General features: G+C 63.9%; 23 protein-coding genes and 1 tRNA gene. 8 read left to right on the forward strand and 16 right to left on the reverse strand.

Annotated elements, in window-relative coordinates:
• Positions 1–13: 13 nt before the first annotated feature.
• The 5 genes from ABID41_RS11400 to dpdE are packed head-to-tail and all read right to left on the reverse strand — an operon-like array spanning position 14 to position 10560.
• A complete protein-coding gene (locus ABID41_RS11400) occupies positions 14–739 on the reverse strand; it encodes a hypothetical protein (protein ID WP_354297674.1) in 726 nt (241 codons plus the stop codon).
• Positions 736–3864, reverse strand: a complete 3129-nt coding sequence (gene dpdH / locus ABID41_RS11405) for a protein DpdH (RefSeq protein ID WP_354297675.1) — start codon at positions 3862–3864, stop codon at positions 736–738. The genes ABID41_RS11400 and dpdH overlap by 4 nt, the downstream gene beginning before the upstream one ends.
• The gene (gene dpdG / locus ABID41_RS11410) at positions 3864–4769 is read right to left on the reverse strand and encodes a protein DpdG (protein ID WP_354297676.1); all 906 of its coding nucleotides are present in this window, start codon (positions 4767–4769) and stop codon (positions 3864–3866) included. Before dpdG ends, dpdH begins: the two co-directional genes overlap by 1 nt.
• On the reverse strand, positions 4766–7342 hold the full coding sequence (gene dpdF / locus ABID41_RS11415; RefSeq protein WP_354297677.1) for a protein DpdF: 2577 nt from the start codon (positions 7340–7342) through the stop codon (positions 4766–4768). The genes dpdG and dpdF overlap by 4 nt, the downstream gene beginning before the upstream one ends.
• Entirely contained in the window at positions 7339–10560 is a 3222-nt protein-coding gene (gene dpdE, locus ABID41_RS11420) for a protein DpdE (RefSeq protein ID WP_354297678.1), read from the reverse strand. Before dpdE ends, dpdF begins: the two co-directional genes overlap by 4 nt.
• A gap of 166 nt (positions 10561–10726) precedes the next feature.
• Between dpdE and ABID41_RS11425 the strand changes: the two genes are divergently transcribed.
• Positions 10727–11344: a hypothetical protein gene (locus ABID41_RS11425; RefSeq protein ID WP_354297679.1), complete on the forward strand. Its 618-nt coding sequence runs from the start codon at positions 10727–10729 to the stop codon at positions 11342–11344.
• On the opposite strand, the gene queC is transcribed toward ABID41_RS11425, so the two are convergent.
• From queC to ABID41_RS11465, 8 genes are all read right to left on the reverse strand, one after another.
• The gene (gene queC / locus ABID41_RS11430; protein WP_354297680.1) at positions 11341–12042 is read right to left on the reverse strand and encodes a 7-cyano-7-deazaguanine synthase QueC; all 702 of its coding nucleotides are present in this window, start codon (positions 12040–12042) and stop codon (positions 11341–11343) included. The two genes, ABID41_RS11425 and queC, sit on opposite strands and share 4 nt — an antisense overlap.
• The gene (locus ABID41_RS11435) at positions 12042–12413 is read right to left on the reverse strand and encodes a 6-pyruvoyl trahydropterin synthase family protein (protein ID WP_354297681.1); all 372 of its coding nucleotides are present in this window, start codon (positions 12411–12413) and stop codon (positions 12042–12044) included. The genes queC and ABID41_RS11435 overlap by 1 nt, the downstream gene beginning before the upstream one ends.
• Entirely contained in the window at positions 12413–13045 is a 633-nt protein-coding gene (gene queE / locus ABID41_RS11440) for a 7-carboxy-7-deazaguanine synthase (RefSeq protein ID WP_354297682.1), read from the reverse strand. Before queE ends, ABID41_RS11435 begins: the two co-directional genes overlap by 1 nt.
• 1 nt (position 13046) lies before the next feature.
• Complete coding sequence (gene dbpB, locus ABID41_RS11445; protein WP_354297683.1) at positions 13047–14129, reverse strand: DGQHR domain-containing protein DpdB; 1083 nt, start codon at positions 14127–14129, stop codon at positions 13047–13049.
• Positions 14126–15415 carry a tRNA-guanine transglycosylase DpdA gene (dpdA, locus tag ABID41_RS11450; RefSeq protein WP_354297684.1) on the reverse strand — a complete coding sequence of 430 codons (1290 nt, stop codon included), beginning with the start codon at positions 15413–15415 and terminating at the stop codon, positions 14126–14128. Before dpdA ends, dbpB (ABID41_RS11445) begins: the two co-directional genes overlap by 4 nt.
• A complete protein-coding gene (dbpB, locus tag ABID41_RS11455) occupies positions 15412–16554 on the reverse strand; it encodes a DGQHR domain-containing protein DpdB (RefSeq protein WP_354297685.1) in 1143 nt (380 codons plus the stop codon). The genes dpdA and dbpB (ABID41_RS11455) overlap by 4 nt, the downstream gene beginning before the upstream one ends.
• Positions 16541–17458 carry a hypothetical protein gene (locus tag ABID41_RS11460; RefSeq protein ID WP_354297686.1) on the reverse strand — a complete coding sequence of 306 codons (918 nt, stop codon included), beginning with the start codon at positions 17456–17458 and terminating at the stop codon, positions 16541–16543. Before ABID41_RS11460 ends, dbpB (ABID41_RS11455) begins: the two co-directional genes overlap by 14 nt.
• A gap of 418 nt (positions 17459–17876) precedes the next feature.
• Positions 17877–18149: a helix-turn-helix transcriptional regulator gene (locus ABID41_RS11465; protein ID WP_354297687.1), complete on the reverse strand. Its 273-nt coding sequence runs from the start codon at positions 18147–18149 to the stop codon at positions 17877–17879.
• A gap of 77 nt (positions 18150–18226) precedes the next feature.
• Between ABID41_RS11465 and ABID41_RS11470 the strand changes: the two genes are divergently transcribed.
• Both ABID41_RS11470 and ABID41_RS11475 read left to right on the forward strand, forming a co-directional pair.
• Positions 18227–18463, forward strand: coding sequence for a hypothetical protein (locus tag ABID41_RS11470; protein WP_354297688.1), 237 nt, complete (start codon positions 18227–18229; stop codon positions 18461–18463).
• On the forward strand, positions 18460–18882 hold the full coding sequence (locus tag ABID41_RS11475) for a hypothetical protein (protein ID WP_354297689.1): 423 nt from the start codon (positions 18460–18462) through the stop codon (positions 18880–18882). Before ABID41_RS11470 ends, ABID41_RS11475 begins: the two co-directional genes overlap by 4 nt.
• Before the next feature lie 53 nt (positions 18883–18935).
• Here the strand turns inward: ABID41_RS11475 and ABID41_RS11480 are convergent, their stop codons facing one another.
• The 3 genes from ABID41_RS11480 to ABID41_RS11490 all read right to left on the reverse strand — a co-directional run bounded on the left by ABID41_RS11480 (position 18936) and on the right by ABID41_RS11490 (position 21120).
• Complete coding sequence (locus ABID41_RS11480) at positions 18936–19379, reverse strand: hypothetical protein (RefSeq protein ID WP_354297690.1); 444 nt, start codon at positions 19377–19379, stop codon at positions 18936–18938.
• Between the two features lie 42 nt (positions 19380–19421).
• Entirely contained in the window at positions 19422–20159 is a 738-nt protein-coding gene (locus ABID41_RS11485; protein ID WP_354297691.1) for a tyrosine-type recombinase/integrase, read from the reverse strand.
• A 148-nt stretch (positions 20160–20307) separates the two neighbouring features.
• Positions 20308–21120, reverse strand: coding sequence for a hypothetical protein (locus ABID41_RS11490; protein ID WP_354297692.1), 813 nt, complete (start codon positions 21118–21120; stop codon positions 20308–20310).
• Between the two features lie 194 nt (positions 21121–21314).
• Here ABID41_RS11490 and ABID41_RS11495 point away from each other — a divergent pair.
• From ABID41_RS11495 to ABID41_RS11515, 5 genes are all read left to right on the forward strand, one after another.
• A tRNA-Gly gene (locus ABID41_RS11495) sits at positions 21315–21385 on the forward strand.
• Positions 21386–21835: 450 nt separating this feature from the next.
• The gene (locus ABID41_RS11500) at positions 21836–22201 is read left to right on the forward strand and encodes a hypothetical protein (RefSeq protein ID WP_354297693.1); all 366 of its coding nucleotides are present in this window, start codon (positions 21836–21838) and stop codon (positions 22199–22201) included.
• Between the two features lie 96 nt (positions 22202–22297).
• Positions 22298–22480 (forward strand): hypothetical protein, encoded by a 183-nt coding sequence (locus ABID41_RS11505; protein WP_354297694.1) that lies wholly within the window; start codon positions 22298–22300, stop codon positions 22478–22480.
• A gap of 31 nt (positions 22481–22511) precedes the next feature.
• Positions 22512–22928 (forward strand): hypothetical protein, encoded by a 417-nt coding sequence (locus ABID41_RS11510; RefSeq protein ID WP_354297695.1) that lies wholly within the window; start codon positions 22512–22514, stop codon positions 22926–22928.
• Positions 22929–23704: 776 nt separating this feature from the next.
• Positions 23705–23914, forward strand: a complete 210-nt coding sequence (locus tag ABID41_RS11515; RefSeq protein WP_354297696.1) for a cold-shock protein — start codon at positions 23705–23707, stop codon at positions 23912–23914.
• The last annotated feature ends 36 nt before the right edge of the window (positions 23915–23950 follow it).

A 23950-nucleotide genomic window follows, 5' to 3' on the forward strand; every position in this document is an offset into this window, starting at 1 on the left:
GCGTCATCTGGACTCATGGGCGGCCCAAGGCACGGATCGAATAGCCATCCATAGCCTTGTTATCGGCCAGCCAGGTCAAGACTTCCGCGGTCAGAAGGGTAAGAGGCGCGCCGCCACCTTGCACGGCGGCCAGGAAGCGCTTCACCTCGTCGCTGACGGCAAAGTCGAACTTCCCGGAGATCGTCGCCAACTCCCGCGCAAGCGTCTTCGCTTCCACCACAGCCGACCCGCCGGTCGGCAGAGTCTGGAAAAGCGCTGAAAACTGGGCGTAGGCTCGTTGATACTCCGCCAGCGCTTGGAGGTTTTGCGGCGTTCGCGCGATGCGTTTTTCGATCGTCGTTGGTGCGTCGCCCGCATAGACGGCCGCCCGAAACTCCTTCCAGCCTGTCAGTAGTGCGGTCTCGACATCCTTGGCGGCGTTCCCGCCTTCGGTGATCAGATTAGTCCAACCAGTTCCCTTTGTGAGCGTGGCGGACTTCCTATCGACCCGGAACCTGTCCCTCAGCGTGGTGGCGCGCTTGCGAACCTGCCCAAAGCTGGCCGGAGGTCTCACGTCGACCCCCTGTTGGGCGAAGGCGGCCCGCTGCTTCTCGAGCGATGCGAGGGTCTGGGCCAGGGGCGCCAACTCGCGCTGCAGCGCGGCCAAGGCGCTGGCCTCCTTGGCGTTGGCGGCCAGACCTTGGAGCCGCTCAAGCTTTTCCCGAAGGCCTTTGACGCGGACGGGTAGCGCGTCTTTCATTGGATCGCGCCTTCCACCACAGCGGGCGAGCCCTCGTCGGCCAACGCAGTCAACAAGGCGTCGATCTCTCCGGCGATTTTGCCCGGGTTGGCCTGCTCGTGATTGGAATAGACCCGATCGACCGTCTGCTCCGCACCGGTGATAATCTGATCCACCATACTGAGGAATGACACCGTCCGCTCGACCGACGAGAGGTCCAGCGCGCCCAGGGCGTTCAGAACCTTTGGCAGCTGTTCCGCGTTGGCTTCGTCCACCAGCGACGCCTTTTTCACTAGGTCTATAATCGGCGTTGCTCTGAAATCGACGAGACGCCGCTCGAACTCTTTCAGGCTGATATCGCTTCGAGTCCAATTTCCGGTCGAAGACAACAGTGAGGCGACGGCCTCGAGTTCAGCGATGAACGCCGTCTTGTCGAAATCAGCGTCGATGTAGTCACTCAGTTCAGTGCGGAACGTCCGTAACTTCGCGATGACGCCCTGGATCTGCGCCCACAACCGCTTGGCGTTGAGCGGGTTGAGGTAGCCGCGCGTCTCGGCGCCAAGCTCATCCGGCAGCGACGTCTCGCTCTCGTCGTCCTTGTCGCCAGCGGCCAAGGCGTCGAGCAGCCGAACGCCATCGAGGCCAAAGAGCACGGAGCCGGCGCCCTGGAATGCGCCCAATAAGTCCCGCAAATCGTCCTGAAGCGTCTTGCGCGCCGCCACACCGCCGGTCTCCGCCCAGACCGAGGCACGAACCTTTTCCCACCCGTCGTCGAAGGCCTGGTTCTCCATCGCCGGCAACGGCGAAAATGCGGCGGACAACGCCGTCTGCACGTTGCTCAACTTCACCGGCGGCGCGAGGCCGGCGATGCGGGCCTGCGTCACGAGCCCCCGTGCAATGGCATTGATCTGGCGATTGGCCTCATCGAGCAGCATGGGCGTTAGTTGCGCGATCAGGCGATCGACCAGGTTGGTCGCCGCGACGTAATCGTCGGCGGCTTGGTCGTAGGTCCAACGTTGTTGGTTTCGCGCGAACCGCAGAGCGCCGAGCATGCCCGCCCGGATGCGCCCGTCGCTGTCTTCGTGACTCTCACATACCTGGATCACGCGTTTGGCCGGCGTGTTGCCTTTGGCGTTGGCGATGTGAATGGCGCCGGGGCGAATGGGCTGGGGGCGAAGGCGCAAGGCTGGCCAATTGATCGCGTCTTTGATCATGCCGGCCAGCGCAGAGCGGATGGCGTTGGCTTCGGCCTGCCCCAGCGGAGTCCCACCCGTCCAGGCCTCCAGCTTCGCTTGCTGCTCGGCGAACCAAGGGTCCGGAGCCGAAGGTTCAGGCGTCACGGGCGAGGGCGCGCGCTCCGCGCTCGGGGCGGATGGCTTCGTCGGCGCGACAGGCGCGATCGGCTGCGCCGGTGGAACGAACGTAATATTGGCCAGGTCCGCGGGCGTCGGCAGTCCGAAACCGGTGAAGATGCCCGGCGCGACGTTCGCGATTCCTTCCTCGGTGGTCGGGTTGCCGCCCCAGATCGCGAGCAAGGGGCCAAGACGCCGGCGATTGGCTTCAGACTGCCCGGCGCGCCTCACCCAACCGGCCAGCCACGCATTGGGGAGCACGGCTCTCTGGTCTGCCGATGGGAAGGCGTTGGTCGTGTAATCCCCCCGCAAAAGCAACGTGTTCCGCAGGATGGAATTGATGACCTTCCGCGGATTAAGGACTAGCTGGCCGTTCTTGACGAGATGCGCGTCCACCATCGCAGCGATGGCCGCACGGTTGAAAGGGAAGAGGGGATGGCCGGCGTTCGACGAGCCGAAGGCGCGCAACATCCCCTGCGCGTCATCATCGTCCTCGTCTCTCCAGCTCTCAAGCCAGGCGCTGGACGGTCGTCCTTCGGATCCGGCGAATTTCCGCTTTAAGGCGTCGTCGCCCCAACGGGCGGCGTTGAGGTAGGCGCCGACCATTTCCACGGCCGACGTCCTGATTTCGTCGTCTGACAACGCTCTTCCGCCGACCACCCATTCGCGCTGCGCGCGGGTGTAGATCGTCTCGCGGAACGACAGGACCCCATCGGTGAGGGCGATAGCGGTCCGCATCGTCGCGCGCACGCGCTGGCCGTCGCGTTCCCCTTCCTGGATGCAGACCTTCAGCAGGACATCTTGAATGCCTGAGAGGGCCGCAAAATCCTCGACGAGCAGGACCAGGTCCTTGCCCTCGTCGAGGAGCGTCTTGCGGACTGCCAGGATGATGTCCTGCAGCGTGATGCCGCCGGTGGATTGCTGGAGTTGGAAGACGTTTCCGATCGCGGGATCGATTGCTTGGTTCAATATCTCGACAGCGGGTGCGACGCGCGCCCGGTCGCTGCTGGCGATCACGGTCGTGTAGTACTGGCGAACCGGCATTGAGGCGTCCGCAAGGTTCACCGTAGGCGGCAACACCAGATCGTCGGTGGTGAACTGGGTCTGGTCGTCCTCCTCCTCATCGGTCTCGGATCGCCCACGCAGCGCGCGCGACACGACCCTCGACAGGACCGTGTCGATGAAGTGCTGGGACAGGGCAGGGTCGGAAAAAAGCTTCGGCAGGTCCCGCGCATGCCCGATCTTCGGTCGTAAGGCGGCCGCCCGCTCAGGGTGTTGCTGAACCTCGACTTCCAGTTTCTTGCGGATCTCCGCGAGGGCGTTCTCGAGGTGCGCGCGGAATGTAACCGCGGCTGTCCCGACGTCGACTTCGGCAACGGCCCTTTTGAGGTCTTCGGTAGCGTCCTTGTAGCGCGGGTTGTCTTTCAGCGGCTCGAGGATCAACTCGACGACCGTCCGTAGGCTGGCACTCTTCGGGATTCGGATGATGTGCAGTTGTTCGCGCTTCGCCGAGCGCTGCAGTTGTGCGTCGAGCCAGCGGATGATGTGCGACTTCCCGGCGCCCGATGCGCCGGTGATCGGGAAAAGCAACGTTCCGCCAGGAACGTTGTCGGTCAGAAAGGCCTCGAGAAGATCGTCCTCGCTGACGGGCGTTGCCGCGCCCGAGCCAACGTCGATGGTTGTGAGCGCCGACGGCTGGTGGACCGCCAGGAGGACGGCGACATCGGCCGTCTCCGCCTCATTCTTGATGCAGGCGTTTACCTGCGCTTCCTTGGGCCAATAGTTCTGCAGCATCAGACGACGTCCAGCCGAACAGGGCCACGGCGGATGTAGGGGAAGCTCCGCCAGCGGCGGCCACCCACGCCGGTCATCTGCAACCCTTCCTCGTTGTCGTCACGCTGGTCGAATTCGAGCTCGCCTGTGTCCACCAACCGCTCGATCGCTCTGGATAGCGAGGAAGACAAAACGCCTTCGGCTGCAGGCTCCCACGCTGAGTCCTTCAAGGTGTCCTCGACCCGGACACGATAGAGCCCAGTATCCAGCACCGGCAGTCGCTCCGACAGCTTGGATAGGAACACCCGCGCCGGCAACGACGCTCCGCTATCGAACAGATCGTCGATGACGCCGCGTAGGGCGACCGTTGGGTCGACGACGAAGAGCGCGCCCTCGCGGCCGAAGCCGAGGTATGACATCCACGACTTGAGCGTATTGTAGCGCGTGTCGTTCTGGAGCATCCGCTTCGTCAGGTCTTTCACCTGAAGCGCTTCCAAGTCCTCGATGGCCTTATGGTTGGACGTGTCTAGCGTATAGACGTCCTGCGCCAGCATCCACGAGAGCCCACGGCTCAGGTCGGCGCTCTTCGAGTTCTTCTGTTCCCAGAACCGGGCATTATTCTCCGGCAACAAGGCGATCTCGCGGGCAATCCCCGGTAGTCGCGCTTCAGCCTTGGCGACATCGTTGCCCAGGCGCGACCGATAAGGTTCGCTCAACGCTGTGAGGTCGCCGATCGTCTCGAACAGACCCAAGTCGGACCAGGTCAGGAATGAGCCATTTAGCTTCGCCTTGTCGACGGCCTCCAGGTCGGCGCCGCACATGCCAAGAAGGTCGGCACGAGATCGTGGTCCAAACCGAACCGAGGTCCTCACGAGCATGATCAAGGTGTTCACTTGGCCGTCGCTCGCCTGGTTCAATACCGTCATTGGCGCGCTCCCGATCGAAACTGCTCCAAGCTGAGCGTGTTTGTGCCGACGTCGCCCAGGCGGCGACCCGGATGGTATGGATCGGCGAGGGAGGCGCGCGCAACGATCAGATGGAGCGGTCGCGCGAGTTCAAACACGTGCGCCGGCGCCGCTTGCTCCGACAGGATGCTGAGGCGGAGTAGGGGCGTGTTGGTCGGGCTTCGCGCTTCGTCCTCCAGCGTCTCCAGCAGGACGATGCCGCTGCTCGATCTCTTGTGCAGCTGATTTAGCGTCGGGGATGCCGTCCGCAATCGACGCGACACGGCGACCTCGCTGAAGTTGAACGCGGCGACCGCGTCGGCCGCGACGGAGAGGGCTGTCCCATCGTCCCACGCCTCCGGCAGGGTCAAGACGATCGGGGCCGCAAGCGAAAGGTGGGGAAACCGAGCCGTCCAAGCTGACAGATCTTGGGGCACGATCCTGTCGATCCCCGTCACGGCCGGCTGGGAATATTCCGTGCTCGCGCCACCATCTCGACGGTGAACAGGGCAACCGCCGCACGCTCGCGACACGATCATCGCGCGGCCCGGCTCGTAGCTCTGATAAAGTCCGTGAAGCAGTTCTCCGACTTCATAGCTGCCCGTGATCAGCGACTTCAGCAGGCGGCTGTTTTCCTCAGCCGCGACGAAAGCGCGCGACCGCTCAGCCGAAATCACCTTGGAGAACGCGTCGTTGTCGGAATGACCCCCAAAATTCACGTCGACAACACATTGGGTGTAGTACGTCGACCAGAACTCTTCGGCGCGCTGATCGAACGCTTCCTCAGTTTCCTCTGGGCTTTGCTCTAGGGTTGGCGGCGCCTCCGCATCGAGGTCCAAGAGGCCGGCCCTGGCCATCATGATCAGGGTCCGCATATTCCATGCCTGATTGTAATCGGTTTGCCGGCGCAGTTTTGGCGGCACGGTCGCTATATCGAGGCGAAAGCGGCGCCCCAGCGCGTCCAATTGCGTCGCGCCGCTGTACATGGCCTTCCATCGATCGAACGCCAGTTCATCGCTGATAAGCGATGGCGAGGCGATGGCTTCGGCGACATCGACGTCCGCGGCTCCATACACCAGGAGCGAGCCGGCTGGCGCGCCGTCGCGACCGCCTCGGCCGACCTCCTGGTAGAATCGGTCGACGGTTTCAGGGACGGCGGCGTGTATGACCGCTCGCACGTCGCTTTTGTCGATGCCGACCCCGAACGCTGACGTCGCGACGATGACGTCGATCCGATCTTCGGACCAGTCCGCGATGATCTTGAGTCTTTGGCTGTCCGGCGTTTCGCCGTGGAAGATGGCCACACGCTCGAACCCCGCCGCCTGAAGGCGCGCGCCCCAGGATCGAGCGTCATCCCGCTTGGTGACATATAGAATAACCGGGCGAGGCGCATGACGGATCGCCTCGAGGATCTTCGCATCCTTCGCCGCGACATCGTTGTCCTGGTGGATCCAGTACTGTGGCTCTGGGCGTAGATGGACGGCAGCTGTCAGTTGCACGCCCGGGCCAAAGAGGGTGTCGAAGGTCGCGATGGCCTCGGGCGTCAGCGTGGCGGACATCAAGATTGTCCGAAAGGGCTGGTGGCGGCACGCCCGTAGTAACCCGCGCCTGACCCCTGCAATCATCTGGAAGGCGGGGCGGAACGCGTCCCCCCACTGGCTCAGCAGGTGGGCTTCGTCCACGATGAGGTAGTCCAACAGTCCAGATCGAGCGGCGTCGTACAAGGACGGGAGTAGGGTGCCGATGACCGCTTCCGGCGAGCAGAAGAGGACGCCTTGGCGCCCTTGCCGCACGGCCGTCTTGATGGCGACTTTTTCCTCGACGGTGAGACCTGCGTGCCAGGCGAGATGAAGTTCGCCTGCGCCGTTGCGGCTTCGTCCGGCCAAACGCTCCGACATCTGACGCGCCTGATCCAGGGCCAGGGCGGTGGTCGGTACGATGCACACGGTCAATCCGCCTTCGAGGCCTTTGACCAAGACAGGTGCCTGGGCGACGAAACTTTTCCCTGAGCCGGTCGGAAGACACACGACAAGGGTGTCTCCGGGGCGCATCAGGAAGGCGCTGCGGACCGCTTCGCGTTGGCCCGGCGAAACGTAGGTGTCGAATCCACTGGGTTGGGCCAAAAACGGATCGATGGCTGTCGTCCAATCCTGGCGAACCGGCCGTTGCCCGAAGGCGTCGTCGAAGACCGGCGTGTCAGTAGAGGCGAGCCACGCTGGCGCCCAGGGAAGGGCCTCAATCAGGCAGGTTCGGCCGGCCGGACTATGAGCGCTGACGCCATAGTGGGCCCACTCCCTTTGGTCAGGCCACTGACCGCCATACGGGACACGAAACTGCGCCGTCGTCGCTGTCCTCAACGACTCACGCCGCAGGATGTGTTTCAGCAAGGGAGCCAGGTCGGCGATCGGCAATACCGACTGATGGCTCATCGTGCTCAGGACCTGGCGCGCCCTTTCAAACAGGCCGTCGATCCCAACGGCTGGCGCCGGCTGCTCGGGCCAGTTCGCAAGGAACTCGTGGAGGCGGTCGAAATCCAATGCGGGTTCGGTCCTCATGCGCGCGCCAGTGCGGCGGCGATGGTCTGGTTCTCGCCGATGAACGACGCGGTGACTGCGTCCAAGTAGATGCGGGGCTTCCGGATCCCGGCGATCAGTTCACGGGAGAGATCTCGCTCAAGGTCGAGATCATTCAAGTCGTTGGCATCCGTGCGGAGCGCCCGCGCCTGGAGAAGGCCAAGACGCATGTCATCCGCCGCCTCAGCGCGCCGGGCGGCTTCCTCTAGCCCACGATTCAAGGCCGGCAGAGCCCTGAGGCATTCTTCCGCTCGCTCGCGGGCCCGGCGACAGACCTCCGGCCATTCCTCGAGGAATGGCAACTTCATTTCCCGCAGGATCCGCCAGCGCCTAGGGTTGAGGTTGAAATCGCGGCCGCCCCGGTCGTTGGCTTCGACTGCGTAGGGCCTGGAAAGCGCAGCCAGCAGGCCGGGGTCGACGATCTCCTCGAAATCGCCATCGAGCCAGACCGTGTGAAAGAATGGCGGGAGCCCCATGTCGCCGCGGCGCCCAAGAGAGGACAACGCGGCGGAGGTAACTTCGCCGGCAAAAGCCAGCGCGCGGGCTGCACCATGGCTGTCCGCCTCGACGATGAAGTCGAATCGAAAATGGACGCCCCCCGCGCCTGCCGGCGCGCCAAGGCCATGTCTCCACACCCCTGTGGACCGGCCGCGTTCGTCCCGCCCGGTGATCTCCTGGAGACCAGTCAGGAGCGGATCGCCATAGCGTAGAACGCGAGAACCTAGGCTCCGGCCCAGCCGAGAGAGAGCGGTCGGTCGCCGATATGAGTAGGGCGTGGTCCAGACGTCGCGGGATCCCCGGGCCTTATTGTCGACGTCGATCGCCGGCCTGCAACTCTGCACGAACGCGTCCAGAGGGATCAGGGTGTGGCGGTCGCCTGTCAGATATTTGTAGCGGAACAGGCCCCCCACGGGGGGCGGGGAGTTGCTGAGCCCCCTCGATGCGGGTTCTTCTGCACGGTCGAACTGCAGCGTCGTTCTCACCCACCCATCGACCGCTGTCTCGATCTCCCGCCACTGGTCGTCAGCGTCCGACAAGGCATCCGGGGTCTCCGCCGGCGGGGCACCCAGGGCGTCGAGGGCGTCCTGGTCGTCGATGTTCTTGATCTCACGGGAGATACGACCAGCTTCGCCGCCGTCGTGTTCGAGGAGATCGTCGATCCCCTCAGCCCCTTCGTCGAGCAACAGGCGCGGCAGGGCCGAGACGGTCTGTTCGATAAGGTATTGGAGGCTGGCGACCGAGCGGTCGAAGACCTGGAGCCCCTCGTCCAGGTAGCGGCACCAGGCACCTTCGAGCGGATCATCGGTGCAGCAAAACGCGAGAGATTTGACAGCCCGACCGGAGCCGTATCGATCCGCCCGGCCGAGCCGTTGTTCGACGCGGTTGGGGTTCAGGGGAAGATCGAAGTGGACGACGATCTTCTCACCGCCTTGAAGATTGAGGCCTTCCTCCGCTCGGCGATCGCAGACGAGGACCTGTCGACTCGGATCATCGTTGAATGCTCGCCACGCCTCGTCCGACGGATCGTGGCGATCGACCTTGATCCCGAGCGCCGTCGCCAGGCTTGGGGCAAGCGCATCAGCAGTGGCGGGGTCCGAGCAGAAGACGAGAAACTGGACCTTCGGGGCCGCTCGCGCTGCAATGGCGGCGACCAAGGCGGCGACGCGATCATGCAGCCTTTCAGGATCCGACAGAGCGGCTTCGGCTTCACCACGTAGGCGCGCGCCTTCCGGCTCCTCCCATGCCTCGACAACGCTCGGCTCAGATCGCTGGCGATAGTCGAGTCGCCGCTCCGCCAGTCGGAGGGCCGCCTGCTGGGCTTGAGTATTGGATGAAGCCGACGACGCCGCCACGGAAAGTCGCCAATCCTCGTTCAGGTCGGCTGCTTTCGAGCTGGCGGCCGAGCCATAGCGAACGATTTCGAGGCCTGCACGATCAGGGGTAATGCCGGCGACGCTCCTCCGGCGGTGGCGCAAAATGCGCCGATGAAGGCGATAGACCTCGCTCAAGTGGTCGCGGACGCTTGCGATGGCCTCGACGAGATCGGGGTCATCGTCTGCCGGCATGGCCGTCAGCAGGCCCCTCAGTCGTGCCACTTCCTCGTCGAGGCGCGCATCATCCGGAAACAGCACGCTCAGCTGATCCAAAGCGTAGTCTAGGTAGAGCGAGTTCTCCGGAGTCAGCGTCGCGACAATTTCAGCCAACGCTTGGCGGTTCTCGATGCGACGCTTGAAGGCCTCTTCGCCGTCTAGTGGGTAACCTGCCGGATCCAAGAGGTGCAGCATGCGCAGGAACCCTCGCTCGTTGTGTAGAGCCGGCGTCGCGGACAGAAGCAGCACGCGCTCAATTTCGTGGGCCCTGGCGTTGATGACCGCGTACAGGGCCTCGGAGTCAGGCGCTTCTGTGGTGATGTGATGCGCTTCGTCCACGACGAGCATGGTCGCTTTCTCGAGCAAGCCAGCAACGCCCTCTCGACTTGAAAATGGCTCGACGAATACGGTTCGATCCAGCAGGTCGCCCAAGAAGAATTTGACTGTTAGCTCTGATCGCCACTGAGAGACCAATGCGTCTGGAACCAGAACCACAACGAATGCCATGTCGTGATCGTCGAGGACGCATTGGCGGATCAGAACCCCTGCCTCGACAGTCTTCCCCAAGCCCACTTCGTCTGCCAGCAAGTAGCGCTGGATCGGGTCCTGCAGCACCCTGCGGACGACTTCGACCTGATGCGCCTCAAGCTCGATGGCCGCAGAAAGAAGCGCTGACATCCCGAGGGAAGCCGATCGCTGTTGAAGCAACGTACGCACAAACGGGCCGCGCCCATCCGCGAACCGTGGCGTCTCGGTCAGACCTGCCGCAAGAAAGGTCGTTGGATCCTCGATTGGGCGGTCCCAGCGCACGAATACGTTGGCGACAGGCAAGTGCAGCGTCTTGCCATTTGGAAACTTCACCAGCTGACTGTCGCCATGGTCGTCGAGAACGCGTCCGATCTCCCACGCGCCAATGGCGCTATCAAACGCATAGACTCTGGTCTGCGCGGGTATAGAGATCGATCCCAGCTCTGAAGAGAGGCATTCCCTCAGAATGGGCTCAGAAACCGGCGCGTCGAAATACTCGACAATGCAGGCTGCTCCCGTTCGAGAAAGCAACTTTCCGACGCCCCAGCTGGCGAGTTCACCGGAGATCGCTTTTACGAACACGCGAATCTTCTGAACGTGTACGGCGCGCCGTGAGCGCTGGTCCGTCCCGTTGTCTCGCCCCGCCCTGGAATCATCGACCTCCGCCCTCCCAGGACGAACTAGACCACTCGCGCCCCGGTGGTGCAAACTGCCGTGGTAGTGTTCGGCGAAGTTTTTGGGGACGGGAATGTCAGGCCAACTCATCGCCGTCGCGGCAGCGCTGCCGAACCTTCACGGCAAGGCGCTGGCGACCATCGCAGGGCGATCTCCGTGCCCCGTGGCCACTTACCGCAGCATTGCAACGGGCGTGGCGTCGCTTGACCTTCGCCACGAAGAGGCCGAGCCGTTGCGACGCCGGTTCAACGCCTACTACGGTGTCCGACGCAACGTGGCCTGGAGGGCATCTTTCTACGAGCGGTTTGAGGCTGCAAAGAATGGCCCTGCGGGGAGCATCGACCTCTTCGCGGATATCGTCCGCAGTTTGTCGGCCGAGACCGGGCGAGTCGAGGCGTCGTTCGTGAGCAAGCTCGTTGCCACGATCGACCCCGAATACCCGATCATCGACAGCGTCGTGCGCAAGTGGCTCGGCTCACTGACCGAGACACCGCCATTCAAAGGTGGTGTTGATGTCGTCACTGCGTACTACGTGTGGCTGACGAAGTTCATGCGCGAGATCGTTCGGACTCCCGAGGCGCAAGCCTGGTCGAAAGCCTTCGAGGCCACGTTTCCCTTACTACCGGGCGAACAGCCGATCTCGCAGATGAAGCAAATCGACTTCCTGATCTGGGCTGGAGCAGATCGCTAGGCCACTGTGCTCCATACTTCAAAACCGCCTGCGCGAAGCTCGCAGGCGGGGCAGGTCCCGCAGCCGTAGCCCCAGGCGTGGCGATGCTCGCGATCGCCCTGGTAGCAGGTGTGAGAGTGCTCCACGATCAGTTCGACGAGGGCTTGGCCGCCCAGGTCGTTGGCGAGCGCCCAGGTCGCGGCCTTGTCGATCCACATCAGCGGCGTGTCGATCACGAACCGCTTTTCGGTGCCGAGGTTCAAGGCGACTTGGAGCGCTTTGATCGTGTCGTCTCGGCAGTCCGGATAGCCCGAATAGTCGGTCTCGCAGACCCCGGTGACGAGGTGCTTTATCTCCCGCCGGTAGGCGATGGCGCTGGCGTAGGTCAGGAACAGGAGGTTTCGGCCTGGCACGAAGGTGTTCGGCAGGCCGCTGCCCGCAAAGGCGATGGCCGCGCCGGTGGTCAGGGCGGTGTCGCTGATCCGACCCAACGAGGTCAGGTCAAGGAGATGATCTTCGCCGAGGCGGGACCCCCACTGCGGAAAGGCGCTCCTGAGTTCGGCCAGGAAGCGCGAGCGCACATCCAATTCGATCCTGTGGCGCTGGCCGTAGTCGAAGCCGATGGTCTCGACCCGCTTGAAGCGGTCCAACGCCCAGGCCAAGCAGGTGGCCGAGTCCTGGCCGCCGGAGAACAGGACGAGCGCCGCTTCACCGGGCATCAGGCCGCCTCCCCCCCGAAGTAGCTGCAGGCTCCATTGTCGCTGTCGCGCCGCACCGTCACGCGCCAGAGGTTGGGGCACACCGGCTGCAGCTTGCGCCAGATCCAGCTCGACAAGTTCTCCATCGTGGCCGGGCCAAGGTCGTTGATCTCGTCGAGAAACCGGTGATCGAGGCCGTCGCGCGCCTCTTCCATGGCCCGTTCGAGCAGCCCCAGATCGACAACCATGCCGCTTTCCGGGTCGGCTCTGCCGCGGACGACGACCTCGGCGCGGTAGGAGTGGCCGTGGATACGGCGGCTTGGCTCGACATCGACGGAGCGATGCAGCGTGTGCGCCGCGTCAAAGCGAAATTCCTTGCTGAGTTCGTGCATCAGCGGATGCCCATGAATTTGTGCGTCTGTAGCGATAGCCGCCACTGAGGGTGCTGCAGGCAGTAGGCAATGGCGGCTTGTGTATTTGCCTCGAGATCCGGCCCGTCCATCGGCTGCAGCAGGTAGTGATGAAAGGCGAGTCTCTCGAAGGCGCTAGGGTCGAGGCCATCCTGCGGGAAGACCAGCTTCAGTTCGTCGCCCGAGGTCTGTTCGAGCTTGGTCGAACCTTTGGGGCTAACCGTCAGCCAGTCGATCAAGCCCGGCGATGCGATCGTGCCGTTGGTTTCGGCAGCCACCTCGAATCCTCTTTCCCGAAGGGCCGAGATCAGGGCGTCATCGACTTGAAGGAAGGGCTCGCCCCCGGTCAGTACGGCGTACCGTTTGCCGCCTTGGCCTGCCCACATCGCTTCGATCGCGTCGGCGAGCGCGCTTGGCGTTTTGAACCGTCCGCCCCCCACGCCATCGACACCGACGAAATCCGTGTCGCAAAACCGGCAGTCCGCTGTGGCCCGGTCCCGCTCGCGGCCGCTCCAAAGATTGCAGCCGGCGAAGCGACAAAACACTGCGGGGCGGCCGGTGTGCCGGCCTTCCCCCTGCAATGAGTAGAACATCTCCTTGACGGAGTAGGTCATGTCAGGCGGCTCGCTCTTGGGCGGCGAGCGCGTTCTTGATCACCTCAAGGAGGTAGAAGGTCAGCTGGCGGACGTCGGCGGGGACGTTCTGCAGGCCATTCCAGCGACGGCGTTCGTCGCGGAAATGCCATTCGCCGGACGACCAGGCGGTCTTGCCTTTCAGGAGCCGAAGGCCGCGGGCGAACTCATCGCGCGTTTCAGCGCCGGTGACAGCGTTCAGATAATCCATGACGTAGCCCAGGGCGATGATCCCCGTGCCGTGGATCAGGCGGGAATCCTTAGGCGTCTTGCCGTCGTAGTCGGCGGCGAAGACCGTCTGCACGGCGTGCCAATATTCGCTGATCAGCTCGCCGCCATTGGTAAGTAGCAAGGCGTCGTCGCCGGCGTAGAGGCGCAAGGCGCCGTCGCTCAGCGAGTTCATGATCACCCGCTGCAGCACCGTGTCCCGGATCACGCCCTTCGGGTTGGTCTGCTGCTTGATCAAGCCCTTTAGCGCCGAGCCCGCGCGGTAGTTCAGCGCCTCGGTGAGCAGGGCGGCTTGCGACCGGCTCGACATCCGGAGTGGAAGGTCGGCGACCTGCGGGAGCAGCTCATAGACGAGGGCCTTGGGGAGGGGGCGGGTGTTGTTGATCAGAATGAACTGCTTTTGCAGCTCCTCCTCGGTGTCACAGAGGAAGCCTGAGACGAGGACCTCGAACTCGCGACCGTAAAGCTCGGAGAGGGCGGTGAACCGCTGCTGGCCATCGACGATCCAGCCGGGCGGGCCATCGCTGATATCGATCTTCAAGCGCCTCGGTCCGATTGCGCCTTTCGTGGGCTCCAGCTCGGCCTTGCCGAGGAACGCCACGACGATCGGATTCGGAAGGATCGCGTTGGGCTTTTCCAGATAGTCGCGGATCTCCCGAATATGGGCGGCGATCTGCGGGCGCTGGAAGCCTTGCAGCATGCCGTCGGAGGCTCGACCTGCGCGTTCAATCCGAGCGATCTGAGCGATGTCGGCCGCCTTGGCGACGAAGCTGAACACGGTCGCGGTCTCGCTCTGAACCGGCACCAGGGCGTCAAACGTGAGGTGGGTCTGGTTCATACCGGTTCCTGGCGAAATTCGTTCAGATGCGTGTGGAAGACGTGGAGGTTATGGATGCCGCGCCGCTTGTTGCGGTTCGACGTGCGGAAGATGAGCGCCTCGACTCCGCTCTCGCGGCAGACCCGGCACCCGCAGTCCTCCCACGGGCGGGCGGCCAGGGTGGTGGCGTAGACCTTTCGCTGACGTGCGGCCGCTTCCGCGCGGCGCGTCGGAGACGTCTCTTCGTCCCAATTGAGCGCCGACCAGTACTCCATGACTGCGTCGAGGCCTTGATCGAGGGAGACCTCGCGAGCCGAGTAGGCTCGAACGCCCTTGAGAGCGGCGTCCTCGAGCCGGCGGGCCGTTTCCTGATTAAGGCTGCCTTCAAGCGCCTTGTGCTTGAGCTTGTTGTTCTCGGTCGCCTGCGGGATGCGGATCGCCGTATAGTAGGTGAGGTCGCCGTTTGAGGCGCGGGCCCAATAGTTCTTCTTGGCGTCCTTGAAGGCCCGAAGCAGAGGCGAGGTGGTGTCGAAGCTCGTGACCCCGAACTCCTCCAGCGAGCGGAGTTCCTCGATCTTGCCGAAGCCCAGCAGATGCAGGCGCACCGAGTGGGGAAGGGCGCCCCGGACGGCCGCCAGTACGCGTCGGATCTGGTCGATCTTCAGCGGGACGGTGCCGCCGATCGCCAGGTAGTCAAAGCCCATCGCCGCCAACTTTTGGGCGGCCTCCGCCATGCTCTTGGTCGACCAGCCCTGGATCACGCCCATAGGCGTGAAGGCAGGACCCAAGCGCCGCGCCTCGGCGTAGAACTCCGACCCGTTCTGCAAGGTGATTTCGTAGCGGTTGCGCACGTCCTCCGGCACATCCGCCAAGGCGCGCTCGACGCCGACTTCGTCGAAGTCGAAGATCAGGTGGTCGGGCGCGCAGCCGTGGGTGAAGCCGCCGTCCGCGTAGAACTCCGCCGTGTCGGCGGCGCGGTAGGGCGGCTCAGGCAGGTTGCGATAGGTGAAGGCCCCGCAGTCGCCCATCATCATGCTGTCGGGAAAGCGCTCCAGCGGGTAGCGCAGAAACCGCCTGGCGCCCTCGCGCCGAAACCGCATGAGCTGCGCTTCGGAGTATTTTCCGGGATAGCGCGCATCGCCAACGATCCCCCGCGACACCAGGATGCCGTCGTAGGGCGCCTGCTCCAGGAACTCGTGGGGATACTGATCGTCACGGTGAACTGTGCGGCCCGCGCCGTTTCGATCCGCCACGAAGTCGTAGGCGGGGTCGATCGTGTCCAGACTGTCGGCAAAGATGAACTTCACGACGCCACCTTGGCGAAGGCGTAGAGGTGATCGAGGCGCGCCAGATGGCCGGACAGCAGCTTGATGTCCCGGGACACGTTCTGGAGTTCGTTCCAATCCCGCTGCAGTTCGTTCCAGCGCCCTGAGGTCCAGCGGCAGTGCGGCGCGATCCGGCTCAGCGCCTCATAGGCATGGGCGTGTAGGTCGGTGCCGGGGGCGGCGCGCGACATCACCCGGTCCATCAACAGGCTCATCGCCTCGACGCCCGCCGAGTGCATTAGCCGGCTTTCCGTCACTGGGCGTCCCCAAGCGTCGGGGAAGGCGACCTTCGCTGCACCCCAGAACGCCACGAGGATGCGGTACATGCCGTCCACGTCGGCCGCGTGCCCGGCGCTGGCCTTCAGCGGCCCAAGGGCGCCGAGCCCGCTGGCGATGCTCTGCCGGATGCCCTTGATGAGCGCCGAGTCGATGATGACGCCACGGCCTTCGTCCTCCGAAACCCGACGGATCAGGCCCTGCAATGGGGAATCCGGCGAGGTCTGAAGGCGGTGAACGAGCAGGCTCGGTATCTTGCGCGCCGCCAGGTCCCTCGGGAAATGGGCGTCGACCTCGGGCAGAAGCTCGTTGATCAGCCGGGGATCGAGCGGCTTGGCCTTGTTGACCAGAATGAACTGCTCGCGATGGACGGACAATTCCTCCGAGGCGAAGGCGACGACCGGCACGGGGAAGCCTTGGTCCTTGGCCTGGGACAGCGCCAGAGAGCGCTGCTGGCCGTCGACGATCCAGGCGGCGCGGCTCCCGTCCTTCGGCATCGGAATGCGCAGGGTGCCCGCCTCGGCCACCCTCAGATCGCCCGACGGACGCTCGCCGCGCGCAGCGGTGAACCGTGCGCGCGGCGAGATCGCGAGGATGATGGAGTTAGGGAAGAGCACCGGCCCCTGATCGAGGAACTCGGTGATCGCCTGGACGTGGCTCTTGATCCCCTTGCGCTGGAAGCCCTGAAGCCCGCCTTCCGCATCGCGGCGCACTCGCGAGATGTCCGCGATCTTGAGGAGGTCCGCGCCGGCGAGGAAGAAGGCGTAGACCGCCTTGTCCGCCTGGAAGGTCCGGACCGCACGGATGGCGAGTGTAGGCTCGCTCGATTTCTTAGGGCGCGTCATGGGCAGCGCCCTCTATCTGGGCTTGGCGGAAGAGCCTGGCGAAGCGGCCTTGCTCGCACGCCATCTGATCCTCATCGCGAAGCTGGCGGAGCAGTCGGCTCGCGCTCGCTCGCGGGCTTAGCCGGGAACGGATCAGGGTCAGCAGAGTCTCATCGGTGACCGCGCGCCGCTCCGGCCGCGGGGGCGCCTTTGTCGCCGCCAGTAATGCGCGCACCCGCGCCGCGTCTGTGGAGTAGTCGCCGTCGGTTGAGGCGACGTTCTGCACAAAGTGGACGAGGCCGCGCTGGGCGAAGTCCGACCGGGTCCCCGGGAACAGGCTGTCCAGGCGGTCGTCGTAGGGCAGCAAATAGGGTTTGAGGGGCGCCGGCAGCACGGTACCCAGGCCCGCCCCGAACAGGCGCAGTCGACGCAAATCGCTGGCGGGCAGTTTCGCCAAGGTCGGCGTCGCCATCTCCGCATAGGGCTTCGTCAGCGCCACGAGAACGCGACCGTCGCCCTCGGAGAATACGTCCTTCCACGCGACCGAGTAGGGGCCATCGGTGAGAGCCTCGAACCAGGTGGCGGGATCGAATGGGCCGACCGCCTTTCTTTGTATGGAGTCTTCATCGTGGCGCGCCACGGTCAGGCTGTAGGCGGGGAGCTTCTGGCTGCCCGGGACCAGGCCAAATCCCGCGGACACGACGAACAGTTTCGTCCCGGCGGCGGCCGCGACGTCCCGCGCTAGGCCGAACGCCCGTCCGCCATACAGGTCTGTCGCGGCAGCCACCGGCGCGGTCGCGCCGACCAGGTCGAGCCAGGTCGAAACCAGTGTCGCTTGAGGCGCGGGGGCGAGGGTGGCGGGCGTGCTGTTCGGCCCCGGCCTGAACCGCTTCTGGTTGGCGCAGATGGTGACGATCGCGGACACGGGTGCGACAAAAACCTCTGAGGCCGGCTCAATAACTGCGTGATGCCGCATCAAATAACTGCGCCCCAAACCTCTGGCCATTCGACTGGCGCGCCGCCGACGTCCACAACATATAGCGGTGCTGACCGGATCGACCACAAGGTGTGGACCCTACCATAATTGCGATTCCGCAGCTAGGCCTACAGGGCATGTTTCTGAAAATTGTAGATGCTATTGCGGCCGTGTCGTCTCGGTCGTGAATCTGAAGGGCGCAGTTATTGGTGCCGAGTTCGATAAGAAATTCCGTGGGACCGGTGCACTCTGTTGCTCAAGGCTCGTCCGCCAGGCGTCGGCATTCTGGAGGGAAGTCAAGGTCCGTTGTGGCGCCGAGCGGTCGTCCGTCAGCCCTAGCAGTCTCCGCTGGGTGGTTAGCTGCCTGTCACCTCGGCGAGGTCGCCCGTTTTCGCCCGCTTTGCAGCGGACGAGGCGCTTCTGTTCCCTCCGGCGGCTCCACAAAAAACTCCACCAGAGGCACTTCGAGAACGCGTGCTAGGCGATCAAGCAGCGGGAGCGACGGGTTTCCGCGCTGACGTTCCAGTTCGCTGATGTAGGCGCGATCCACGCCGGAATCGGCGGCGAGCCGTTCCTGCGACACACCTCGCTCCGCGCGGAGTCGTCTGAGATTCCACGCCAAGAGCGCGAGCCCGTCCATGCGGACAAGCGACCGATTCAACCCGCGTTAATCCACGGGCTAATAGCCTACATATTAATTGGAAGGCGGAGGTCGATATGTCCCATCGCGTGTTTTGTACGTCCTGCGGCAGCGTGGGTAAGCCGCGCGTCCGCAATCGCGGCAGCAGTGCAATCGAGATCTTGCTCTGGCTGTTCCTCATCGTCCCGGGCCTTTGCTACAGCCTGTGGCGGATGGGGCGTAAGGACAGCTATTGCCGGACCTGCGGCGCGGCGACGGTGATCCCGGCGGACTCGCCGATGGCCCAGCGATACCTGGCGGGAACGGCCCGATGAGAGTTTGGGTTGGGGGCGCCGCGGCGGCCGGCCTGCTCCTCCTCGCGGGCTTGGCTCAGGCGCAGGACACCGTTCGATCGTATCGCTTCAAAACGCCCCTCGGCGACGAAGTCCGATGCACGATTTATCGCGAGGGCGGGCGTGAGAGGCAGGAGGTGCTGCAAACCTTCTATAACGGCTCGTTCGTACTGGACCGTGACGCGACACAGGCGAGCTGGGCCGCGTCCGGCTGCATGCAGCACGTCGCGAACCAATCGCGGTCGGTGTCGGCTGAAGAGCAGCAGCGACGGTTCGACGAAATTCGACGCGGCCCGAGGTGCGAGGGGCCGGGCGGACTTCGTGAGCAGATCGTCGACCTGATGTGCTCCGACCCCAAGAACGCCGGCAGCGACGAGTGCCGGCGTCGCGGTGCGCGGTAGTTGGGGGAGCGAAAACCCCATCGACCTGCGATGAGGTTCCCCGCCGGGGAACACTACCGCTTAAGCTTCACCTGGAGTGAGCGGGGCGGCAGATGGATGCCGTTCTGCCCCGACGACTGAGTCAGGAGGAGCGCTCCGAAATAGAGCAACTGATCGCCGTCGAAGATGCCCAGGTGCCGGACGGGGGCGATCTGTTGGGCCGCGAGATCGAAAACGGCGCCCGTTGTCGCGATGAACCGATCCGTTCCGGTCTGCTCAAGCTGCACCATCTGGCGCGCATAGCCGTCGCAGTCCAGTTCGCGCCACCGGTCGCCCTCCGGCATGGGCGGTTGGATCAGGAGGCCGATCGCCGTCGGGCCGAGCGGCGGCGGCCACCGGCTCCCGAGCCAGGTCGGGCCGAGCCGAGCGCCGTAGACACCCGGGCTGGTCCGACGCTCAAGAACTCGAGAAGGCGCGAGGGGCGGTCCTCCGCCGTCGATCATTCCGGTACTGGTCATGATGTTCTCCATAGTGGGCGCGGCATGCGCCAGATTTTCAGGTCAGGATTGCCGCCGCGCGGCGGACTTCGCCCGGATGCGTTCGGCGAAGTCGCGGACCACGTCGTCAGTGTCGACGTAGAGCGCCAACAGGCGTTCGACGCGCGCTTCGGTCCAGCCCAGGATGTCGGCGATTTCCGACGCCGTGGCCCCGGCCTTGCGCAGGCGCGTGGCGAAACTGCCGCGGCAGTCATGCAAGTGCTTGTCGATGCCGAGCTTCTGCTTGGTCTCCAGCACCTGGTGCTCGGCGCCGTCCTTGGTCCAGGCGCGCCCGCGGGTGTTGCTGAGCACGGTGTGCGGTTTGGGTGGCGCGGACGTGCCCTTATGCATCGCCGCCCCGGCGAGTTCGGTCCAGCGACGCTCTTGCTGCTCCTTGATCTCCTTCAGCAGGGCGAGCGTTTCGTCGAGCAGGGGCACGATGACGCGCCGGGGTTGGCGGCGCCGACTGGTCTTCAGCGGCGTCAGCTGGATCGCGACGTCGCTGATGTGCGCCCATTCGAGCCGCAGCAGATCCGCGCGCCGAAGGCCCGTCAGTGCCGCCAAGCGCACGATGAAGCCCACCTCAAGCCATGTGAGGTTCGCCACTTCGCGGTTCTTGAGGTTTAGTTCCAGCGGCGACCGGCAGCCTTCGGTGATTGCGGTGGCCTGACCTGGAGCTTGGCGCGCGCCCTTCCACCAGATTGGTCGATCGAGACAAGCGAGAGTCGCCGGAGGCGAAGTTGGCAGGCTGGCCTTGGACATGGTGAGGGGCTGTTCACGTAGTTGATTTTGGTGCCCTGGCTGCCGATGCAGGCGTTCCCATGCTGGGTCGGGCAAAAGAAGCGGCGTTTGCGATTGTACGTGCGCTCATTCCTGTGGAGCGACGGCGGCAAGAGGCGTGCAACGGATCCTATTCGCGCGGCCGCGGATTGAAGAATGTCTCGGGGCGCCTGACGTTACGCCCGTTTGTCCACGCCTCTAGGTCGAGGAGGCTGTCGTTCACCTGATTGCGCAGAGACGCCTTCTCGGCCTCGGTGAATTCCGGCAGGGCAGTGATGCGCGCACTGATGTCCGCCGCCCACTGACCTCGGTTCAATGGGTCGAGGTCCTTCGGGTCGATTGTGCAAGCCTGTAGGGTTCTGACCCGCTCCAGCTCGCGCCCGAACCCCTCCGCATCACTGATGGGGCTCCCGAAGCGCTGGCTGATCTCGGCTCGAAGCTGCTCGGCGCGCTGTCGAATTTCCTTTCCCAAGGTACCCGTAGTCTCGCGGGCGAGATCCCAGCTGATCAGTCGATCGATCTCTCCCCGAAGGCGTGGGTTCGACGCCTCGGGCGCGCCGGCCTCAACAAGCAACTGCTCTACCTCCTGCGCCAGATCCAGAAGCTCGCGGCGAGAAAATGCCGTGCCGAGGCGGCCGAGGCGTGGGGCTGCGGTCAGCATTGTCGTTGACAGGACGCCGAGCAGATCGCGCGTCCGTTCGACCAATTCGGCGGCCTCCTTCTGCTTGTCCTCCCAGAGTTCGGCTTCAAAGCCGAGACCTTTGAATGCCTTGAAGCGGGAGAGTTGGAGGAAGGCGAGGAGCAGCAGGCCGAGGGCGCCGCACAATGCGCCGCCTGTGGGCTTATCCATGAAGGCGAGCGCCATCGCCAAGGTGAGGCCAGTGAAGGCGAGCAGCGCGAGCAGTGCGAGGCCGATCTGCTCGCGGTGCTTCCAGATGTTCATGGCAGCAGGCTAGGCGGATGGTCGACTCTTTTACAACGGTGCAGCTTCGTTGTATTGCGCCGGCGGTGCCGTTCTAAGAATGTCGATTTCGGCCCTGTCGCGCATGATCGGCGCGTCCATTTCGAAGTTCCCTTCGCGCCCATGCGCGCCAAGGAGCAACGCCGTTTACTTTGTAAATCTTTGGGATCTAACCGGCGGGTTCCGTTGGTTTAGGACCAGCTTCCCAAGCTGAATGTCGTGGGTTCGAATCCCATCGCCCGCTCCAATAATCTATAAAAATCAAACGACTAGATGGGGCGTCGGGCTCGCTGCTCGCTCTGGCGTTCTTCCGAGAAATGGCGTTTTTTGGAAATGCCATCTCGTAAGTCGTTGAAATTGCAGAGCAGAGAGTCAGCTTTTCCGGCTGACGCCCTCGTGGGTCGTACTGTCGGTGCAGCAACTGCGGCGACGAGCGGGGTCCATCGCGCGTCTGAAGCAAAATCCCGATTTCGATCAGCCCATCGCCCAGTGAGGCTCGCGATCGGTCCAGTCCAGAAGCCGAGGTATTTCCGGCCTAAGGGGCGCTGTCTCTGCAAAACGTAATCAGTTTTACGTATGGATGACGCGCCCTGGCGTAAACGTGCTAATATCAAATTGATCAAGGGCGTCCAAGGCGGCGCATTCTCCCGGATAGATACGCGCTGCGTATCTCCAGAGAGATCGTGAAAGCTCATACATGGGCGATTTATTGAAGCTGAAAACAATAGAAGAGGAGCCGGGATATTGGGCGGTCGAGATCCGAATGGCGGATGCATCGGCGCAAGGGACGCGATATCTGTGTCATGCCGCGAACGACCGCGCCGCCTGCAACATGGCCGGGCGGTTGATGAGCTCGTCGCGCGCGGTGATCGGCTTTGATAGCTTCTGGATAAACGAGAGGCTGCTGGAGAAGAGGCGGTCCTTCCTGCCTGACCTCGGCGGCCACCAAAGAGTGGCCGGCAAACGGGAGTGGGCGAGGCTAATCGGCGCTCACCAGGCTTCCGAAACCGCCGATCTCGGTCGAAGGCGATCGGCGGCGGCTTTGCGGCCGGATCCTCGGTGAGCGGATGCCGTCACTTTTCATAGCGTCCGCACTGCTGGTCGTCGGGGCGCTGTTGCTGCCCAAGATATTCGCCCTCCTGGGCTGGAGGGCGGTGCGGTGAACCCGGTCCATCTGGAAGACCTCGTACGGCAGAACGCCTATCTGCGTCAGAGGAACGCCCAGCTTCAGGAAGACGTCACCGAGCTTGCAGCCGAGGCGGAGCGCCTGCGGCAGATGCTCGAGCGGCTGCATGGCCGACGGCCGGCCGCCCCGCCCAATCCTCTCAGCGGCGGCCAATGAGCAGACGTCGCTCCCAACTTGGGACCAGTTCATGCGCAATCTGAATATGGCGGCCGGATCGACGATCAGCCTCGCCGTGACTGCACGCGCCGATGCGGGCCTGCATCGATGGAGCGTTCACCTGCGCCCCGTTGGCGCCGCGGCGTCCGCGCTGCCGCGCCTGGCCTATGGCTCCAGGGTGGGGAACCGAGACTGTGAGCAGCGGATAGAGATCCCGGCCCAGGACGTCGACTGCTGGCTGGAAGTCTGGGGAAGCCACGCCGCTGCTGGGGGAGCCTGGGTCGATGATCGGCTCACTGTCATCGACGATACGCCGAACCGGCTGGAGATTGGCTTTTCCAATCCGCTTCGGTCTGACGCCCTGCCGAACGAGGTCGTGCTCAGCTTCGCCGTCACCAACCCTCTGGCCGACGGGCCCCCCCATGGCCAAGGGCCAGAAACGATCTAACCGCGACCGCCGAAAAGCCGACGGCAGGAATACGGCTGCTTAGACCTCCCACGCCCCGTGGCGCTCTCGACCCCATTCCGCCGTCAAATCCAGGAAGGTTCATCTGATGCTCAAGAGCCAGATCGCGGCAGCCGACTACCGGCGGCGTGCTGCCGACGCTCTTGACGCGGCGGCGGACGCCGCGCTCGCACATGTCCGAGGCAAGTTACACTCTGCCGCCCAGGCCTGGACTATCCTGGCGGAAGCGGAAGACCGCCGAGCGCTGCATGCTCTGGAAGTCGCTCGCCGCGTAGCCGCTCGCGATATGGTCGGGGATGCAGCCGGGGGCGACTGAGTCCGCGCGCTAGCCTCTCCAGTTCGGCGCTTCGCCCGACACCCTCACTTCGCAGGGCCGTCCGCCGTCGACGAGTCGCCGAGCGTGACGATGAGCGGCCGCTCTTGCGATCTCCTTGTCCGGGCTGTGACCAAAGGCCTGCCCCTCGTCGTCGACCGACCAAAGCCAGTCATGCTTTGAGACATTGACGATAGTTCTGATGAGAGTTGTGCGCATGGCGCCCGGACGTAGCATCTAGCCACAAAAATTTCGCGATCTAAAATATTCCTATGGTCGCGCGAATAAGTGTGCGATATTTGCCTATCAAATACTCGCGCTGGTTCGCAAAATTCCGAAAAAGAGTCCCGCTCTAGATTTCGGGAAAACCTACGATCCTCTTCGAAAAATTTGATCTTCTCGCTCATTTCGAGCGCGAGAACTCATACCCGAAAGGGAAAAAACTATGCAAACCGGCACCGTAAAGTGGTTCAACGGCCAAAAGGGCTTTGGCTTCATCCAGCCCGAGAATGGCGGCAGCGATGTGTTCGTGCACATCTCGGCCGTGGAGCGCGCAGGCCTGGCGTCGCTACATGAAGGCCAGAAGCTGAGCTTCGAATTGGAACGCGACAGCCGCAGCGGCAAGACCGCGGCTGGACAGCTGCAGACGGCCTAGGCCTAAGAGGCCGTGGCGTTCACGGGTCACGGCCGC

This window comes from Phenylobacterium koreense (assembly GCF_040545335.1).
GTDB classification, from domain to species: Bacteria; Pseudomonadota; Alphaproteobacteria; order Caulobacterales; family Caulobacteraceae; genus Phenylobacterium; species Phenylobacterium koreense.

Coding starts and splice junctions, on each gene's coding strand:
- ABID41_RS11465 (WP_354297687.1), bottom strand. CDS start 18,149: ATGGACGGGCTCGCGCTCTTGGCGTGGAATCTCAGACGACTCCGCGCG.
- ABID41_RS11435 (WP_354297681.1), bottom strand. CDS start 12,413: ATGCACGAACTCAGCAAGGAATTTCGCTTTGACGCGGCGCACACGCTG.
- ABID41_RS11400 (WP_354297674.1), bottom strand. CDS start 739: ATGAAAGACGCGCTACCCGTCCGCGTCAAAGGCCTTCGGGAAAAGCTT.
- ABID41_RS11480 (WP_354297690.1), bottom strand. CDS start 19,379: ATGACCAGTACCGGAATGATCGACGGCGGAGGACCGCCCCTCGCGCCT.
- ABID41_RS11510 (WP_354297695.1), top strand. CDS start 22,512: ATGCGCAATCTGAATATGGCGGCCGGATCGACGATCAGCCTCGCCGTG.
- dpdG (WP_354297676.1), bottom strand. CDS start 4,769: ATGACGGTATTGAACCAGGCGAGCGACGGCCAAGTGAACACCTTGATC.
- ABID41_RS11500 (WP_354297693.1), top strand. CDS start 21,836: ATGGGCGATTTATTGAAGCTGAAAACAATAGAAGAGGAGCCGGGATAT.
- dbpB (WP_354297683.1), bottom strand. CDS start 14,129: ATGAACCAGACCCACCTCACGTTTGACGCCCTGGTGCCGGTTCAGAGC.
- queC (WP_354297680.1), bottom strand. CDS start 12,042: ATGCCCGGTGAAGCGGCGCTCGTCCTGTTCTCCGGCGGCCAGGACTCG.
- dpdF (WP_354297677.1), bottom strand. CDS start 7,342: ATGAGGACCGAACCCGCATTGGATTTCGACCGCCTCCACGAGTTCCTT.
- ABID41_RS11515 (WP_354297696.1), top strand. CDS start 23,705: ATGCAAACCGGCACCGTAAAGTGGTTCAACGGCCAAAAGGGCTTTGGC.
- dpdH (WP_354297675.1), bottom strand. CDS start 3,864: ATGCTGCAGAACTATTGGCCCAAGGAAGCGCAGGTAAACGCCTGCATC.
- ABID41_RS11425 (WP_354297679.1), top strand. CDS start 10,727: ATGTCAGGCCAACTCATCGCCGTCGCGGCAGCGCTGCCGAACCTTCAC.
- queE (WP_354297682.1), bottom strand. CDS start 13,045: ATGACCTACTCCGTCAAGGAGATGTTCTACTCATTGCAGGGGGAAGGC.
- ABID41_RS11470 (WP_354297688.1), top strand. CDS start 18,227: ATGTCCCATCGCGTGTTTTGTACGTCCTGCGGCAGCGTGGGTAAGCCG.
- ABID41_RS11490 (WP_354297692.1), bottom strand. CDS start 21,120: ATGAACATCTGGAAGCACCGCGAGCAGATCGGCCTCGCACTGCTCGCG.
- ABID41_RS11475 (WP_354297689.1), top strand. CDS start 18,460: ATGAGAGTTTGGGTTGGGGGCGCCGCGGCGGCCGGCCTGCTCCTCCTC.
- ABID41_RS11485 (WP_354297691.1), bottom strand. CDS start 20,159: ATGTCCAAGGCCAGCCTGCCAACTTCGCCTCCGGCGACTCTCGCTTGT.
- dbpB (WP_354297685.1), bottom strand. CDS start 16,554: ATGACGCGCCCTAAGAAATCGAGCGAGCCTACACTCGCCATCCGTGCG.